We start from the raw sequence: 15,328 nt of genomic DNA, 5'->3' as shown, positions 1-15,328 counted from the left end.
TACCGTGATGCAGCAAGAGACGACGACCATCGTCGGCGGCCGGCTCGCGCCTCCTGTGGATCTGATCCGCGATGCGAGCCTGTTCCTCGATTTCGACGGCACATTGGTGGATATTGCGGATCGGCCGGAGGCGGTGATCGTCAGCGATCGCCTTTTGGGCACGCTGGCAGCTCTGGAGTCCGCCCTGCCCGGCCGCGTGGCGATCGTCACCGGGCGTCCTCTCGCGCAGATCGCGGCACTGCTGGAGATACCCCAGCTGGTGTTCAGCGGCAGCCATGGGGCCGAGATGCTCTGGCCGGATGGCAGCCGCCGCGATGCCCAGCCGCCCGCCTGGCTGGCACCGACGCGATCCCGGCTCGAAACGTTCGGCAGGAGCCGGCCGGGCGTGCTGGTGGAGACCAAGCCGTTCGGCATCGCGCTTCACTATCGCCAGGCGCCGGACGAGGAGCGGGCCTGCCGCTCCTTTGCTGAAAATCTCGCCGAAGCGAGCGACATCGAGGTGCTTCACGGCAAGATGGTGGTCGAACTGCGCATGCTCGGCGCGGACAAGGGCGCCGCTGTCGCCACCTTCATGAACGAACCGCCGATGGCGGGTACGCGCCCGCTGGTCTTCGGGGATGACGTGACGGACGAAGCCGCCTTCGCCATGGCCCGGAAGCTGGGTGGAGCCGGCGTCCTCGTCGGCGCGGATCGCCCGAGTGCGGCACGCTATCGCCTGGAAGGTGTGACCGAGACGATCGACTGGCTGGCCGCCGCCACGGAGGCCGCGGCATGAAGCCCGATCTCGATCTCTGGCCGATCGGCAATTGCCAGGTCAGCGCGCTGGTCGATCGCGAGGCGCGGTTCGTGTGGGGCTGCGTGCCGCGCGTGGACGGCGATCCGCTCTTCTCCGCGCTCATCGGCGGGGAAGCGCCGGAAACCGGTTTCTGGGCGATCGAGCTGGAAGACGTGGCGACGATCGAGCAGACCTATGTCCGCAACACGCCGATCCTCATCAGCCGCCTGACCGATTCTTCGGGCAATTCGATCGAAATCACAGATTTCTGCCCCCGTTTCGAGCGGCTCGGGCGCAATTACCGCCCTACCGCCTTCTGCCGGATCGTGAAGCCGCTCTCCGGCAGCCCGCGCATCCGAGTGAAGCTGCGGCCGACATGCGGCTGGGGCGGCGGCTGCGCGATCCGCACGGGCGGCTCGAACCATATCCGCTTTCCCGGCGACGGGATCACGTTGCGGCTGACGACCACGGCGCCCGTCGGCCTGATCCAGGAAGAGCGCGCCTTCCGCGTCGAACACCCCCTCTATTTCTTCCTCGGCCCGGACGAGAGCTTCGATCGCAATGTCGGCGCGACGATCGAGGAAATGCTCTACGCGACTACGCAGGAATGGCAGCATTGGGTGCGCGGCCTCGCCATCCCGCTGGAATGGCAGGATGTCGTCATCCGATCCGCGATCACGCTGAAGCTCTGCCAGCATGAGGAGACGGGCGCGATCGTCGCGGCGCTCACCACGTCGATCCCCGAACATGCCGGATCGCAGCGCAACTGGGATTATCGCTACTGCTGGATCCGCGACGCTTATTATACCGTGCAGGCGCTGAACCGGCTGGGCGCGCTGGATGTGCTGGAAGGCTATCTTCAATATCTGCGCAACATCGTCGACAGCGCCCGGGGCGGCCATATCCAGCCGCTCTATGGCGTTCTGGGCGAGGCGACGCTGGTGGAGCGGTTCGCGCCCGATCTGGCGGGCTATCGCGGCATGGGGCCTGTGCGCGTGGGCAATCAGGCCTATGAGCAGATCCAGCACGACGCCTATGGCCAGATCGTGCTGTGCAACGTGCAGGCCTTCTTCGATCGCCGCCTGTTCCGCCCCGCCACGATCGAGGATTTCGAGGCGCTGGAGAAGGTGGGCGAGCGCGCCTGGCAGTTTCATGACCAGCCCGATGCCGGCCTGTGGGAATTGCGCACGCGCCAGAGCGTGCACACCTATTCCTCCGCCATGTGCTGGGCGGCGTGCGATCGCCTGGCCAATGCCGCGCACGTCCTGGGCCTGGATGACAGGCGCGATTACTGGAATGATCGCGCCGGCAGGATCAAGGATGGCATCATCGCATCGGCGTGGCGTCCGGAGACGAACCGCATGTCCGCCACCTTTTCGGGCGACGATCTGGATGCCAGCCTGATCCAGCTTCTGGATCTGCGCTTCCTTTCGCCCGACGACCCCCGCTTTCTCGGCACGCTGAAGGCGGTCGAGGAAGGGCTTCGGCGGGGATCGCACATGCTGCGCTATGCGACGGAAGACGATTTCGGCCTGCCCGAAACCGCCTTCAACGTCTGCACATTCTGGCTGATCGAAGCGCTTCAGGCGACGGGCCGGACGGAGGATGCACGCGCCCTTTTCGAAGAGGTGCTGGGAAGGCGGACGTCCGCGGGGCTGCTGTCGGAGGATATCGATCCTGTGACGGGCGAGCTCTGGGGCAATTATCCGCAAACCTATTCGCTCGTCGGCATGATCAACTGCGCCGCGATGCTGAGCAAACCGTGGACAAGCATCCGATGAGCAGACTGATCGTCATCTCCAACCGCGTCTCGGCCCCTACCGGCTCCCATTCGGGCGCGCAGGGTGGCCTCGCCGTCGCCCTCTCGGCGGCGCTGCGCGAATATCGCGGCATCTGGTTCGGCTGGTCGGGCGAGACCACCGAGCAGTTTAACGGCCACATCAATTTCCAGCGCGCGCATGACGTGACGACCGCCACGGTCGATCTGGAGGAGCAGGACGTCGAGGAATATTATGACGGCTATGCGAACCGCACGCTCTGGCCGCTGTTCCACTATCGGATCGATCTGGCGGAATATGAGCGCGGCTTCGCCGGGGGCTATCAGCGGGTCAACGAACGGTTCGCCGAAACCGTCCGCCCGCTGATCGAGCCGGACGATATCGTCTGGATCCAGGATTATCATCTGCTGCCGCTGGGCGAGGAACTGCGCCGGCGCGGATGCGAAAACCGGATCGGCTTCTTCCTCCACATTCCGTGGCCGCCGCAGCGCCTGCTTTCGACGCTGCCCGAGGCGGAGGAACTGGTCACCACGCTCTTCGCCTATGATGTCATAGGCTTTCACACGCAGGAATGGCTGCAATCCTTCTTCGATTTCGTCACCAACGAGCTTGGCGGATCGGTGGAAGGCGATCTCGTCACGCTCAAGGGGCGCACGCTGCGCGCGATCGCCGCGCCGATCGGCATCGACGCCAAGGAATTTGCCGAGCTTTCGCAGAGCACGCGCGCGCGCCTCGCCTTCCGCCAGATGCGCGACAGCGCCGTTGGCCGCGACATGATCGTCGGTGTCGACCGGCTCGATTATTCCAAGGGCCTCGAGGAACGCTTCCTCGGCTATGAGCGCTTCCTCAAGGAACATCCGGGCGAGCGGAAGGAAGTATTCCTGCTCCAGATCGCGCCGCCCTCGCGAGGATCGGTCGAAACCTACCAGAAGATCCGCACGGGGCTGGAGGGCCTCGCCGGACGCATCAACGGAGCCTATGCCGATCTGGATTGGGTGCCGATCCGCTATGTGAACCAGGGCTATCCGCGCGATGTGCTTGCCGGCGTCTATCGCGCCGCCCGCATCGGGCTGGTCACCCCCCTGCGCGACGGCATGAACCTTGTCGCCAAGGAATATGTAGCGGCGCAGGATCCCGAGGATCCCGGCGTGCTGATCCTCTCGCGCTTCGCGGGCGCGGCGCTCCAGCTGAAGGAGGCCGTGATCGTCAATCCCTACAGCGCGGAGGAGATGTCCGATGCGATCCTCACGGCGCTGCGCATGTCGCGCGACGAGCGGATCGCGCGGTGGCGCGCGCTGATGGACAATGTCCAGCGCGAGGACGTGATCTGGTGGCGGCAATGCTTCACCGATGCGCTCATCAACACGCCTCAGGCCGCCGCCATGCCTTCTCCCGATCCGGTCGACTGAATCACCAGATCGGCGCGATTGCGCACGAATGCCTCCGGCATTTCGCGGCGCATGAAATCCAGCATCGCCTCGCGCACGTCGCAGCGCAGATCGAAAGCGGTGCTGGCGTCACGCGCCGTCATCAGGGCGCGCACCTCGATCGCATCCGAGCGCGCCTCTGTCACCTGAAGGTTGAAGAAGCGCTTGTCCCAGCGTGGATTGGCCTGGACGACATCGCCCAGCTTCGCGCGCAGCCGAGCGATGTCCGTCGCCGGATCGAGCTGCCAGAAAACGCTGCCGAGCAGCTGGCTGGTTTCGCGCGTCCAGTTCTGGAAACTGTCTTCCAGGAATTTGGAAACCGGCACGACGAGGCGGCGATCATCCCAGATCCGCACGACCACGAACGTCAGCCTGATATCCTCGATCCGCCCCCATTCGCCATCGATGATGACCACATCGTCCAGCCGGATTGGTTCGGTGAACGCCATCTGGAGACCCGCGATCAGATTCTTGAGCGCGGGCTGGGCCGCCGCGCCGATCGCCAGTGCGGCGAGGCCGGCGGACGCGATCAGCGTCACGCCGATCGTGCGGATGCTGGGAATGCTCATCAGCATCAGGCAGAAGGTGACGCCCAGCACCACGAACGTCGCGACGCGATGGAGGATGCTGGCGCGGGTGCGGCGGCGGCGGGCGCGCAGATTATCCTCCACGCTGATATCAGCCTGCGCCAGCACGATCCTCTGGAATGCGCCGAGCAGGCGGACCGCCAGCCAGCCGAGCAAGGCGGGACCCAACAGGCCGACGATGCGCCGCCACACGATCTGCATGCCCTCGCCCATATCCAGCGCGGGCTGGACCGCCCCCAGGGCCAGCAGGATGAGGAGCCAGCGGATCGGCGTGCTCAGGCATTCCAGCATCACGTCATCGACGATCGTGGATGTCCGCCGGGCGGCGCGCACCGCGACGAATATCGCGACGCGATGGAGCAGAAGGGCGGCGACGATCGCGACGGCGACCGACACGATATCCGCCAGCCATGGCGGGATGCCGGGGATCAGGGTCATCAGGGGCGCGCACTCCGGTCGCGGGGAACTCCATCAGCCAACGGCGCGCGCACGGAGCCGTTCCAACGGCTCATCCCCGAAATGCCTCATTCCCGCGAAAACGGCGCATGGATGACGGGCGCCCGGAACGGATATGCCGAACCCGCCGGAGCACAGCTCCCGTTTCCACGCCGATCGGGAACGGCCCGGCACGAACGGATGGGGGCAAGCGGCCGTCGCACCGGGCCGGCGCCCGATCCCGCCCGGTGCTACCGTCTCTTGCCGTTGTGGCGGATGTTCGACGGGCGGCCGCGCCGGCCCATCTTCATCCGATCCCGGCGCGGGCCGCCGCGCATCGGCAGATGGTTTGCGCCTTCGGCCAGTTCGAAGCGGAGCGAGCCGCCGATCGGATCCGCCTCCACCAGTCGCAACGTGAGCATCATTCCGCGCACATAGCGATCGCCGCTCTCCTCGCCCTCCAGCGCCTGCGCCGCCTCGTCATAGCGGAAGCGCTCCGCGCCCAGCGTGGAGACCGGCACCAGCCCGTCGCCGCCCAGCCCCTCCACCGTGGCGAAGAAGCCGAAACTCTTGACGCCGGTGATCCGCGTCTCGACCAGTTCGCCCACCTTCGTGGCCATGAAGGCGGCGACATAGCGATCGATCGTCTCGCGTTCAGCCTCCATCGCCCGCCGCTCGGCGGCCGAGATTGACTGGCCGACGGCAGTGAGATCGGCCGCATCCGCCGGCGCGAGGCGCGTCTGCTCGATGGCCGGCTCCAGCCGGTAGGCACCCACCAGCGAACGATGGACGAGCAGATCCGAATAGCGACGGATCGGGCTGGTGAAATGCGCGTAGCTTCCCAGGCTGAGGCCGAAATGCCCCGGATTCACCGGCGCATAATAAGCCTGCGTCTGCGAACGCAGGATCTGTTCCATGATCTGCGGCCGGAAATCCACGTCGCCCACCTTCTCGATGATGCGGTTGAACGTGGCGGGGCGGATCACCTGCCCCAGCGCGAAGGAGATATCGAACGTCTCCAGATAATCCTTGAGCGCCACCAGCTTCTCGCGGCTCGGCGCCTCGTGCACGCGATACATGACCTGCGCCTTCTTCGCCTCCAGCGCCTTGGCGGCGGCGACGTTAGCGGCGATCATATAATCCTCGATCAGCCGGTGCGCATCCAGCCGCTCGCGCGGGGCCACCGAAAGGATGCGCCCCTTCTCGTCCAGCATCACGCGGCGCTCGGGCAGATCGAGATCCAGCGGCTCGCGCTTGTCGCGCGCCTTGGCAAGGAGCGCCCAGGCGGCCCAGAGCGGCCTGAGGGCATCCTCCAGAAGCTCGGGCGGCACCGCCTTCAACACCACATCGCCACGCCCGTCGATCGCGGCCTGCGCATCCTCATAGGCGATATTCGCGGCGATGCGGACGATCGCGCGGGAGAAGCGCCACGCCCTGAGCGTGCCGTCCGCCGCAATCGTCAGGTGGCAGGCGAGCGCGGCGCGATCCGCGCCCTCCTTGAGCGAGCAGATGTCGGCCGAGAGCGTCTCGGGCAGCATCGGCACGACGCGATCGGGGAAATAGACGCTGTTGCCGCGCCGCCTCGCCTCGCGATCCAGATCCGATCCCGGGCGAACGTAGAAACTCACGTCCGCGATCGCGACGACCGCCTTGTAGCCGCCGGGATTGGCGGGATCCTCATCCGGCGCGGCCCACACCGCATCGTCATGATCGCGCGCATCGGCGGGATCGATCGCCACGATCGGCAGATGGCGCAGATCCTCGCGCCCATCGCCAAGCGGCTGGCGGGCCATGCGCTCCGCCTCCTGGATCGTCTCTTCCGCGAAATGATCTGGGATGCCGAACTTGTGGATCGCGATCAGGCTGAAGCTGCGCGGCTCGAACGGCTGCCCCAGTTTTTCCGTCACCCGCGCCATGATGCGCGGCGGGCGGCCGGCCTTCTCGGCCAGCACCAGATCGCCCGCCTGCGCCTCGCCCGCGTCGGACACCTGCAATTCGCGCTTCTCGCGCTTGTCGACCGGCTTCAGCCAGAGGCGGTCGCCCTCCTTGTGGAGCACCCCGAGGATCATTTCCTCGCCGCGCGCCAGGCGCTTCATCGGATGCGCGACCCAGCCCTGCCCGGCCTCCTCCGTCCGTGCGAGCATCCGATCGCCCACGGCGAACGCGCCGCCCTTGCGTCCACGCTCCACCACGCGAAGCCGCGGCGGCGGCTGATCGGCATGCCAGCTCTCCGGCACGGCGAACGCCTGCCCGCCGTCGCTCACGTCCACCACGCGCAGCACCGTCACCTTCGGCACGCCGCCCATCTTGTGGAAGGCGCGGCCCGGCGCGCTATCGATCAGCCCCTCGTCGGCCATGTCCTTGAGCAGGGCCTTCAGCGTGATCTTCTCCTGCCCGTGCAGGCCGAAGGCGCGTGCGATCTCGCGCTTGTCGGCGGGCGTCTCGCTGGAGGCGATGAAATCGAGGATCTGCTGGCGGCTGGGGAGGCCGGGCGCGGGACGTGCGGGACGGGGCATCGCCCATCCATAAGGGCGTTTGCGGGCTTTGTCCCCGGTTCAGGCCATCAGCGGAAAATCGGGGCGACGGCGCAGCCATTCCAGCTGCTCATTATCCACCTCGCCCAGCGACTCCGAGACGAGCAGATAGGAGGGGCGATCCTCCAGTTCGTCGCGCGTCGCGAACAGGACGAGTTCGGCCAGCGGCCCCTGCCGGTCCTCGCCTCCGGTTTGCGTGAGCGTGCATATCTCGTCCCAGTCCGGCGTGGGTATCATGCATCTTCCTCGGCGGCAGCGGCGGAAATGCCCCGGAACGGGACGGCGGCATCATAGGGCAGGTTTCGATCCGTCGCACCCGGAAATCCGGGATCCGCGGCCGGATGAAACCGTCCGTCGCGTGGCTGATCCGGCGCACGAAAGGAAGGCGCGCCGGATCGCGATCATCACGCCTGCGGCTGGAGAGCGGCCGGCGCGGCGCCCTCGCGTGGCTTGATCCGGTACCAGATCGCATAGAGCGCGGGCAGAAAGATCAGCGTCAGCGCGGTGCCGCCGATCGTGCCGCCGATCAGCGTGAAGGCCAGCGATCCCCAGAAGACCGAAAAGGTCAGCGGAATGAAGGCCAGCACCGCCGCCAGCGCGGTGAGGATCACCGGCCGCGCCCGCTGCACCGTCGCCTCGACCACCGCATGATAGGGATCCAGCCCGTCCGCCTCATTCTGGTGGATCTGGCCGATCAGGATCAGGGTGTTGCGCATGATGATCCCGGCGAGCGCGATCATCGCGAGGATGGCGTTGAAGCCGAACGGCTGGTTGAAGATCAGCAATGTCGGTGCCACGCCCACCAGCGCCAGCGGGGCCGTGAGCAGGACCATCGCCATGCCGGAAAGCGAGCGGACCTGGAAGATCACCACCACCATCATCAGGATGATCATCAGCGGGAAGACCTTGGCCAGCGCGACATTCGCCTTGGCCGATTCCTCCAGCGCGGCCGCCGTCTCGATCTTGTAGCCGGCCGGCAGCGACGCGGCGATCGGCTGGATCGCCTTGATGATCTGGTTCGAGATGTCCGGCGGCTGCACCTGTTCCCCGATGTCGCCGCGCACCGCGATCGTCGTATAGCGATCGCGGCGGCGCAGGATCGGATCCTCCATCTGCACCACGGCCTTGCCGATCTGGTCGAGCGGCACGCGCTGGCCGGCGCTTCCGGTCAGCGTGAACGCACCCAGCTTCGCGGGGTCGAGGCGATCATTGCCGGCGCTGCGGGCAACCACCTCCACCGAGCGTATATCCTCGCGCACCTGCGTCACCGGCACGCCTGTCAGCAGGAATTGCAGCTGCTGGGATGCATCGTGCGAGCTGAGGCCGATCGCGCGCAGCCGATCCTGATCCAGCACGAAATGCACGGTCGGCACCCGCTCACCCCAGTCGGTATTCACCTGCCGCATATTGGGGTTCTTCAGCATCACCGCCCGCACCTGGCCGGCGATCTCGCGCACCTTGCCCTCATCCGGCCCCATCACGCGGAAGGCCACCGGGAAGGGCGAATAAGGCCCGAACACGATCTGCGTCGCGCGGATGCGGGCGCCGGGGACAAGGCCCTCGGCCGCCACCTCGCGCACACGATGCTTCAGTGCCTCGCGCGATTTTTCATCCGGCGTCAGGATCACGATCTTGGCGAAGGAGGGATCCGGCAGTTCCGGCGCCATCGCGAGGAAGAAGCGCGGCGCCCCCTGCCCCACATAAGCGGTGACGATCTTCGATTCCGGCTGCTTACGGAGCCAGCTCTCCATCTTTTTCGTCGCAGCGTTCGTCGCCTCGATGCTCGTGCCCTCGGGCATCTGCACCTCCACCAGCACCTCCGGCCGGTCGGAGATCGGGAAGAATTGCTGCTTCACGAAGCCCATCAGGAAGATGGCCGCGAAGAAGAGGCCGACGACGGTGAACGCCACCTTCCTCTTGTTGTCGACCATCCAGCTGATCCCGGCGCGCAGCCGCTCGTAGCGCGGTGTGCCGTAGATGGCGGTGTGGCCGCCCTCAACCCTCGCGATATCCGGCAGCAGCTTCACGCCGAGATAGGGCGTGAACACCACCGCCACGACCCACGAGGTCAAAAGCGCGAAGCCGACCACCCAGAAGATGTTGCCCGCATATTCGCCCGCGCTGGATTTCGCGAAGCCGACCGGCATCAGCCCGATCGTGGTGACGAGCGTGCCGGCCAGCATCGGCGCCGCCGTATGCCCCCAGGCATAGGTGGCCGCACGGATGCGATCATAGCCCTCCTCCATCTTCACCACGATCGTCTCGATGATGATGATCGCATCGTCCACGAGAAGGCCGAGCGAAAGGATCAGCGCGCCCAGGGTGATGCGATCGAAATCGCGGCCCGTCGCCAGCATGATGACGAACACGCCCGCCAGCGTCAGCGGCACGGCCATCGCGACGACGATGCCCGTCCGCCAGCCGAGGCTGATGAGGCTCACCGCGATCACCACCGCCAGCGCGACGAAGAATTTCAGCATGAATTCGTCATAGGCCTCGGCGATGTTGACCGCCTGATCCGTGACCTTGGTGAAGCTCAGCCCGAGCGGCATCCCGGACGAGATGGCGGATGCCTCCTTCTCCAGATCCTTGCCGAGCTGGAGGCCGTTATAACGCTCCTTCATCACCACGCCGAGGATCAGCGCGGGCTCGCCATCGTTGCGGATCAGGAAGGTGGCGGGATCTTCATAGCCGCGCTTCACCTCCGCAATGTCGGAGAGCTTCAGGGTGCGGCCGTTGGCGACGATCGGCGTGTCCCTGATCTTGCTCAGATCGTCCAGCGCGCCATCCAGGCGTACCTGCACCTGCGGCCCGTTCGTATCGATCGATCCGGCGGGCGTGAGCATGTTGCGATCGTTGAGCGCGGCGAACACGTCCCGCGCCGAAACGCCCAGATTGGCGAGGCGGGCATAGGAGAATTCGACGTAGATGCGCTCCGGCCGCTCGCCGATGATGTTGACCTTCTTCACGCCCGGCACATGCAGCAGGCGCTGGCGCAACTGCTCCGCCTCGCGCACCAGCAGGCGCTGCGGCTCGCCCTTCGCCTTCAGGGCATACAGCGCGAAGGTGACATCGCCATATTCGTCGTTGATGAAGGGGCCCTGCACGCCCTGGGGCAGCCTGGCCGCCTCGTCGCCCAGCTTCTTGCGCGCCTGGTAAAATTCCTCGGGCACTTCGGCGGGCGGCGTCGGATCCTTCAGCGTGACGGTGGTGAAGGCGAGCCCGGGGCGCGTGAAGGTCTCGCTCCGGTCATACCATTTCAGTTCCTGCATCCGCTTTTCGAGCGGTTCGGCCACCTGATCCTGCATTTCCTGCGCGGTGGCGCCGGGCCAGGTGGTGACGAAGGTCATCGCCTTGATCGTGAAGCTTGGATCCTCGGCGCGGCCAAGATTCAGGAAGGCGAACAGGCCTGCCGCTGAAATGGCGATGATGAGAAACAGGGTGACGGCGCGTTCCCGCACCGCCAGCGCGGAGAGATTGAAGCCGCTCATCGCGAAGCGACCTGTTCGGAAACCCGCACCGCCTCGCCCGGATGAAGCAGGTGCGCGCCTAGCGAGACGAAGCGCTCGCCGGGATGGAGGCCGCCGCTGATCGTCGCAGCCTCCTCGCCCACGCGGACGATCTGAACCGCGCGCCATTCCACCTTGCGGGGCGAACCCTGGACCACCCAGACGCCCGGCCCCTTGCCATTATCGTAGAGCGCCGAAAGCGGCACCTGCATCTCCGTGCCGGCCCTGGCCAGCGCGAGGCGGATCGTGACAGTGGCGCCCAGCGGCGCGGCAGCGGCCGGCCCTTCCAGCACATAGCGCGCCTCATAGGTGCGGGTCAGCGGATCGGCGGCGTTGGAAAGCTGGCGCAGGCGCGCCGTGCCCGAGCCGGGCGTGTTGAAGATCGCCGCGGTGGCGGTGGATCCGATCGCGGGGCGGATTGTCTCGGGCAGGTTGATCGTCGCCTCGCGTGGGCCGGAGCGGGCGAGCCGCACCACCGTCTGCCCCGCAGTGACGACCTGCCCCGGCTCGGCCAGCGTCTCTACGACGATGCCGTCCGCATCCGCCACGAGCAGGGAATAGCTGGCCTCGTTACGCGCGACGCCGGCCTGCGCCCGGGCCGCGTCCAGCTGCGCTTGCGCCGCATCGGCGGCCGCCTTCGCCTGATCGTAGGCCGAGGCCGAGACGGCGCCCGCCGCCACCAGATCGCGATAGCGCGCCTCGTCGGCGGCCGCCTGCAACGCGCGGGCGCGGGCCGCCTCGACCACGCCGGCCTGCGCGACCGTCGCGAGCGCGAGGTCCGTCCGGTCGATCCGCATCAGGGGCTGGCCGCGACGGACCTTCTGCCCCGCATCCACGAGCCGCTCGACGATCTTGCCGGAAACACGGAAGCCCAGATCGCTCTGGACGCGGGCGGAAACCACTCCCGTATAATCCTGCGTCGCCTCCGCCGAGCCGCCTGCTGTCGCCACGCGGACGAGCGGCGCGCCGACGCGCGGATCCGCCGGCGCCTTCGCGCAACCGGCGATGGCCAGGGAGAGCGCGAGCGACGAGGCGCCCAGAAACCGGATCGGAACAGGAGTGAACGAGCGTGCCATGAGTCGCGTCCCTTTGCTGGGTCGCGCTCAAATGAAGACGAGTGACTCTTGTGTCAACTAGTCACTCGTAACTTTTTATGGAGCCAGGCTCCGCAGGATCAGGCTCACCACCTCGTTCGCGCCCTCGGGCACGGCATCCAGATTATATTGCAGCATCATCGGGTTCATGAACGGCTGGAAGGCCATCATGATCGCGCGCGCGGCCTCGTCGATCGGCGTCTTGCGCTCGAATTCGCCGCCCTCGCGCCCCTCGCGGATGAGTTCGGCAACCATCTCCTCCACTCGGGCGATATAGGCTTCCGATGAGGGCCAGTGCTCGGCGCAGGAATAAGTAGCGATGTCATAGAGCTTGCGATCATTGAAGAACAATTCGGCGCTCAATGCCGATATCGTATTGAACAATCTACGGATTTTATCCGTCGCACTCTTTCCGCCGGCCACCGATTCCTCGACCGCCTCCATGATCCCGCCCAGGCAGCGCGCGCAGATCGCCTCGCCGATCGCCTGCTTCGAATCGAAAAACTTGTAGATGTAGGCCTTGGAGAAGCCGATCTGCTTGGCGAGATCCGCCACCGTCGTCTTGCCATAGCCATAATGGCTGAAATGCTCGTCCGCCGCCTCGATGATCTGATCGCGGATGCCGTGATCGGCGGGGCCGCGTTGGCCGGCGCCTTTGCTGACTTTGAGTACGCTCATGGCAACCCACATAGAGGCTGATCCACGAATTGACAACGAGTGACCATAATGTATATCGGTCACATCCTGCTCGACGTCGAGGTCACCATGCGCTTTTCCGGCTCCTTCACCCTGCTCCTCGCCTCTGCGGCGCTGGCCGGCTGCACGGTAGGCCCCGATTATCGTCGCCCCACACTCGCCGCTCCCACGTCCTTCATGGGCGCGGCCGCCGTCGCCGGGCGCGCACCCGCCACAGCGGTGGTGAGCGCGCCGGCGCCCGTCTCCGCGTCCGCCTGGTGGGCTTCCTTCGGCGATCCGGTGATGACGGATCTCGTCGCCCATGCGCTCGAACAGAATCTGGATATCGCGCAGGCCGTCGCCCGCGTGACGCAAGCCCGCGCCGGGCTTCACGCCGCCGATGCCGCCCTGCTTCCCTCGGGCACCGTTTCAGGCTCGGCCGCCGCACTCCGCCTCTCGGGAGAGACGTTGCAGGGCCGCCAGCTCGCGGCCTTCGGCACGAACCGCAATCAGGAAAGCTATGAGGCCGATCTCGGCGCGAGCTGGGAGATCGATCTGTTCGGCGGCCTGCGCCGCGATCGCGAGGCGGCGGCAGCCGACTATCAGGCATCGCAGGCCGGCGTCGCCGCCGCGCGCCTGTCCGTCGCGGCGCAGGTGGCGGATACCTACATCATGATCCGGGGTCTTCAGGCGCGGCTGGCCGTCGCCACCGATCAGGTCGCGACCCAGCAGAAGCTGGTCGATACGATCGGCCTGCAATATCGCAAGGGTGTCGCCGCCGAGCTGCAATTGCGGCAGGCGGAAGGCGTGCTCGCGCAGGTGCAGGGCACGGTACCCACGCTCACCATCGCTCTGGATGGCGCGTTGAATGCGCTGGACGTACTGATGGGTGCGCAGCCGGGCACCTATCGCGCGCGCCTGTCCCAGCCTTCCGCCATCCCAGCGCCCCCCGCCATGGCGGACATAGGCAGCCCCGCCGATCTACTCCGCCGCCGGCCGGATCTGATCGTCGCCGAGCGCCGCCTCGCCGCTTCCAATGCCCGGATCGGAGCGGCCATCTCCGAATATTTTCCCAAATTGTCGCTCACCGGGCTGATCGGCACGGCGGCGACCGGGCCGGGCGCCCTCTTCACGGGCGCGGCCACGCAGGCGCAGGGCGTTGCCGGCCTGCGCTGGCGGCTGTTCGATTTCGGCCGCGTCGATGCCGAGATAAAGTCCGCGCGCGGCCGCAATGCCGAGGCGCTCGCCGCCTATCGCCTCGCCGTGCTCCGCGCATCGGAGGATGTGGAGAACAGTTTCTCGGCACTGGTGAATCGCGAGGCGCAGCAGCGCATGCTGGCCGGCGGCGAGACGTCGCTCGCCCGCGCGCAGCAATCCTCGATGGCGGCGTACAAGGGCGGCGTGGTCAGTCTGATCGAGGTGCTCGATGCCGATACGCGCCTGCTCGCCACGCGCGACGCGCTCGTCCAGGCGCGCACGGAATCGGCGCGGGCGGCCGTGGCCTCGTTCCGCTCTCTCGGCGGAGGCTGGTCCGGCGCGATCTGACAGGCGCCATAGCGGACGTCCTCGCGCGATCAGGCCTTGGCCAGCATCTTTTCGGCGCTGGTCTTCACGAATTCCGATACCTGGCCGGACATCATCTTCAGGAAGATGGGGATGGTCACGTCTCCGCGAATATGATCCTCCTCAATGTCCAGCCGCACCGGGATCTTCTGCCCCATCGCGCCGATCAGGAGAGCGAGGCTGTAGTCGGAAGGCCATTCGGCCTCCATCGATCCGCCGCCCGGTATATGCTGCTGCAACTTCGGCAGCCCCTGCTCGATGCGGCGGCGCGCCTCCGCTTTTCCCAGTTCGTGGGGGATGCTGATTTCCACGTTCGATGTCCTTCGCGTTCGCTATCGGCGTTCGGTGATGAGCAGGGTCGATGTCGCGGAGGCGAAGAGCTTGTCGTTGGCGTCCACCAGCTTCGCCTCGGTATAGGCCACGCGCCTTCCCATCGACACGATCTGCCCGATCGCCCGCACCGTCCCCACCTGATCGGTGAGCGCCGCGTGATAGGCGACCTTCAATTCCAGCGTCACGCAGGTGACGGGCTTTTCAGCAGCAGCGCTGACCGCCACGCCGCATGCGGAATCGAGCAGCGTCGCGGCATAGCCGCCGTGCACGATGCCCATGATGTTGTAGCTCTGCTGCGTGGGCGTGGCCGCGAAGACGACGCGCCCATGATCCGCCTCGATCAGATCGATATCGAGCAGTTCCATCATGGGCGGCCGCTTGCCGACCGCCATCAGTTTCCGGATTTCATCCAGACCGGTCATCGGCTTGCCTCAAATTTTCCCGGTGAGTTCTGGGAGGATTTTGAAGAGGTCGCCGACGAGGCCGATGTCTGCGACCTGGAAGATGGGGGCGTCCTCATCCTTGTTGATGGCGATGATGGTCTTGGAGTCCTTCATGCCGGCAAGGTGCTGGATGGCGCCGGAGATGCCGACCGCGACATAGACTTCGGGCGCCACG

At 66.5% G+C, this 15,328-nt stretch carries 13 protein-coding genes; 4 read left to right on the top strand and 9 right to left on the bottom strand.

Annotated features, from left to right (window positions below):
• The first annotated feature begins 7 nt into the window (after nucleotides 1-7).
• The 3 genes from otsB to otsA are packed head-to-tail and all read left to right on the top strand — an operon-like array spanning nucleotide 8 to nucleotide 3,962.
• Nucleotides 8-775 carry a trehalose-phosphatase gene (gene otsB, locus DI605_RS17685; protein ID WP_293976643.1) on the top strand — a complete coding sequence of 256 codons (768 nt, stop codon included), beginning with the start codon at nucleotides 8-10 and terminating at the stop codon, nucleotides 773-775.
• Nucleotides 772-2,556, top strand: a complete 1,785-nt coding sequence (locus DI605_RS17680; RefSeq protein ID WP_293976493.1) for a glycoside hydrolase family 15 protein — start codon at nucleotides 772-774, stop codon at nucleotides 2,554-2,556. Before otsB ends, DI605_RS17680 begins: the two co-directional genes overlap by 4 nt.
• Nucleotides 2,553-3,962 carry an alpha,alpha-trehalose-phosphate synthase (UDP-forming) gene (gene otsA / locus DI605_RS17675; RefSeq protein ID WP_293976491.1) on the top strand — a complete coding sequence of 470 codons (1,410 nt, stop codon included), beginning with the start codon at nucleotides 2,553-2,555 and terminating at the stop codon, nucleotides 3,960-3,962. The genes DI605_RS17680 and otsA overlap by 4 nt, the downstream gene beginning before the upstream one ends.
• Here otsA and DI605_RS17670 read toward each other — a convergent pair.
• The 6 genes from DI605_RS17670 to DI605_RS17645 all read right to left on the bottom strand — a co-directional run bounded on the left by DI605_RS17670 (nucleotide 3,923) and on the right by DI605_RS17645 (nucleotide 12,817).
• Nucleotides 3,923-5,005, bottom strand: a complete 1,083-nt coding sequence (locus DI605_RS17670; RefSeq protein WP_293976489.1) for a mechanosensitive ion channel domain-containing protein — start codon at nucleotides 5,003-5,005, stop codon at nucleotides 3,923-3,925. The genes otsA and DI605_RS17670 overlap by 40 nt on opposite strands.
• A gap of 248 nt (nucleotides 5,006-5,253) precedes the next feature.
• The gene (locus DI605_RS17665; protein WP_293976487.1) at nucleotides 5,254-7,518 is read right to left on the bottom strand and encodes a ribonuclease R family protein; all 2,265 of its coding nucleotides are present in this window, start codon (nucleotides 7,516-7,518) and stop codon (nucleotides 5,254-5,256) included.
• A 39-nt stretch (nucleotides 7,519-7,557) separates the two neighbouring features.
• Nucleotides 7,558-7,773, bottom strand: a complete 216-nt coding sequence (locus DI605_RS17660; protein ID WP_293976485.1) for a hypothetical protein — start codon at nucleotides 7,771-7,773, stop codon at nucleotides 7,558-7,560.
• Nucleotides 7,774-7,940: 167 nt separating this feature from the next.
• Nucleotides 7,941-11,027 (bottom strand): efflux RND transporter permease subunit, encoded by a 3,087-nt coding sequence (locus tag DI605_RS17655; protein WP_293976483.1) that lies wholly within the window; start codon nucleotides 11,025-11,027, stop codon nucleotides 7,941-7,943.
• On the bottom strand, nucleotides 11,024-12,121 hold the full coding sequence (locus tag DI605_RS17650) for an efflux RND transporter periplasmic adaptor subunit (RefSeq protein WP_293976481.1): 1,098 nt from the start codon (nucleotides 12,119-12,121) through the stop codon (nucleotides 11,024-11,026). Before DI605_RS17650 ends, DI605_RS17655 begins: the two co-directional genes overlap by 4 nt.
• Before the next feature lie 75 nt (nucleotides 12,122-12,196).
• On the bottom strand, nucleotides 12,197-12,817 hold the full coding sequence (locus tag DI605_RS17645; protein WP_293976480.1) for a TetR/AcrR family transcriptional regulator: 621 nt from the start codon (nucleotides 12,815-12,817) through the stop codon (nucleotides 12,197-12,199).
• 48 nt (nucleotides 12,818-12,865) lie between these two features.
• Here DI605_RS17645 and DI605_RS17640 point away from each other — a divergent pair, with 48 nt between their 5' ends.
• Nucleotides 12,866-14,359, top strand: a complete 1,494-nt coding sequence (locus tag DI605_RS17640; RefSeq protein WP_293976478.1) for an efflux transporter outer membrane subunit — start codon at nucleotides 12,866-12,868, stop codon at nucleotides 14,357-14,359.
• A gap of 29 nt (nucleotides 14,360-14,388) precedes the next feature.
• Here DI605_RS17640 and DI605_RS17635 read toward each other — a convergent pair whose 3' ends face one another.
• From DI605_RS17635 to DI605_RS17625, 3 genes are all read right to left on the bottom strand, one after another.
• On the bottom strand, nucleotides 14,389-14,688 hold the full coding sequence (locus tag DI605_RS17635) for a polyhydroxyalkanoic acid system family protein (protein WP_293976477.1): 300 nt from the start codon (nucleotides 14,686-14,688) through the stop codon (nucleotides 14,389-14,391).
• A gap of 21 nt (nucleotides 14,689-14,709) precedes the next feature.
• Nucleotides 14,710-15,132, bottom strand: coding sequence for a PaaI family thioesterase (locus DI605_RS17630; RefSeq protein WP_293976475.1), 423 nt, complete (start codon nucleotides 15,130-15,132; stop codon nucleotides 14,710-14,712).
• Between the two features lie 9 nt (nucleotides 15,133-15,141).
• A partial coding sequence (locus DI605_RS17625) for an FAD-binding protein (RefSeq protein WP_293976250.1) occupies nucleotides 15,142-15,328 on the bottom strand: 187 nt, incomplete at its 5' end.

The organism is Sphingomonas sp. (assembly GCF_003248515.1).
Classification (GTDB): domain Bacteria; phylum Pseudomonadota; class Alphaproteobacteria; order Sphingomonadales; family Sphingomonadaceae; genus Sphingomonas_I.
Note: the sequence above shows the minus strand (reverse complement) of the source record. Positions and strands in the feature narration are given on the sequence as shown.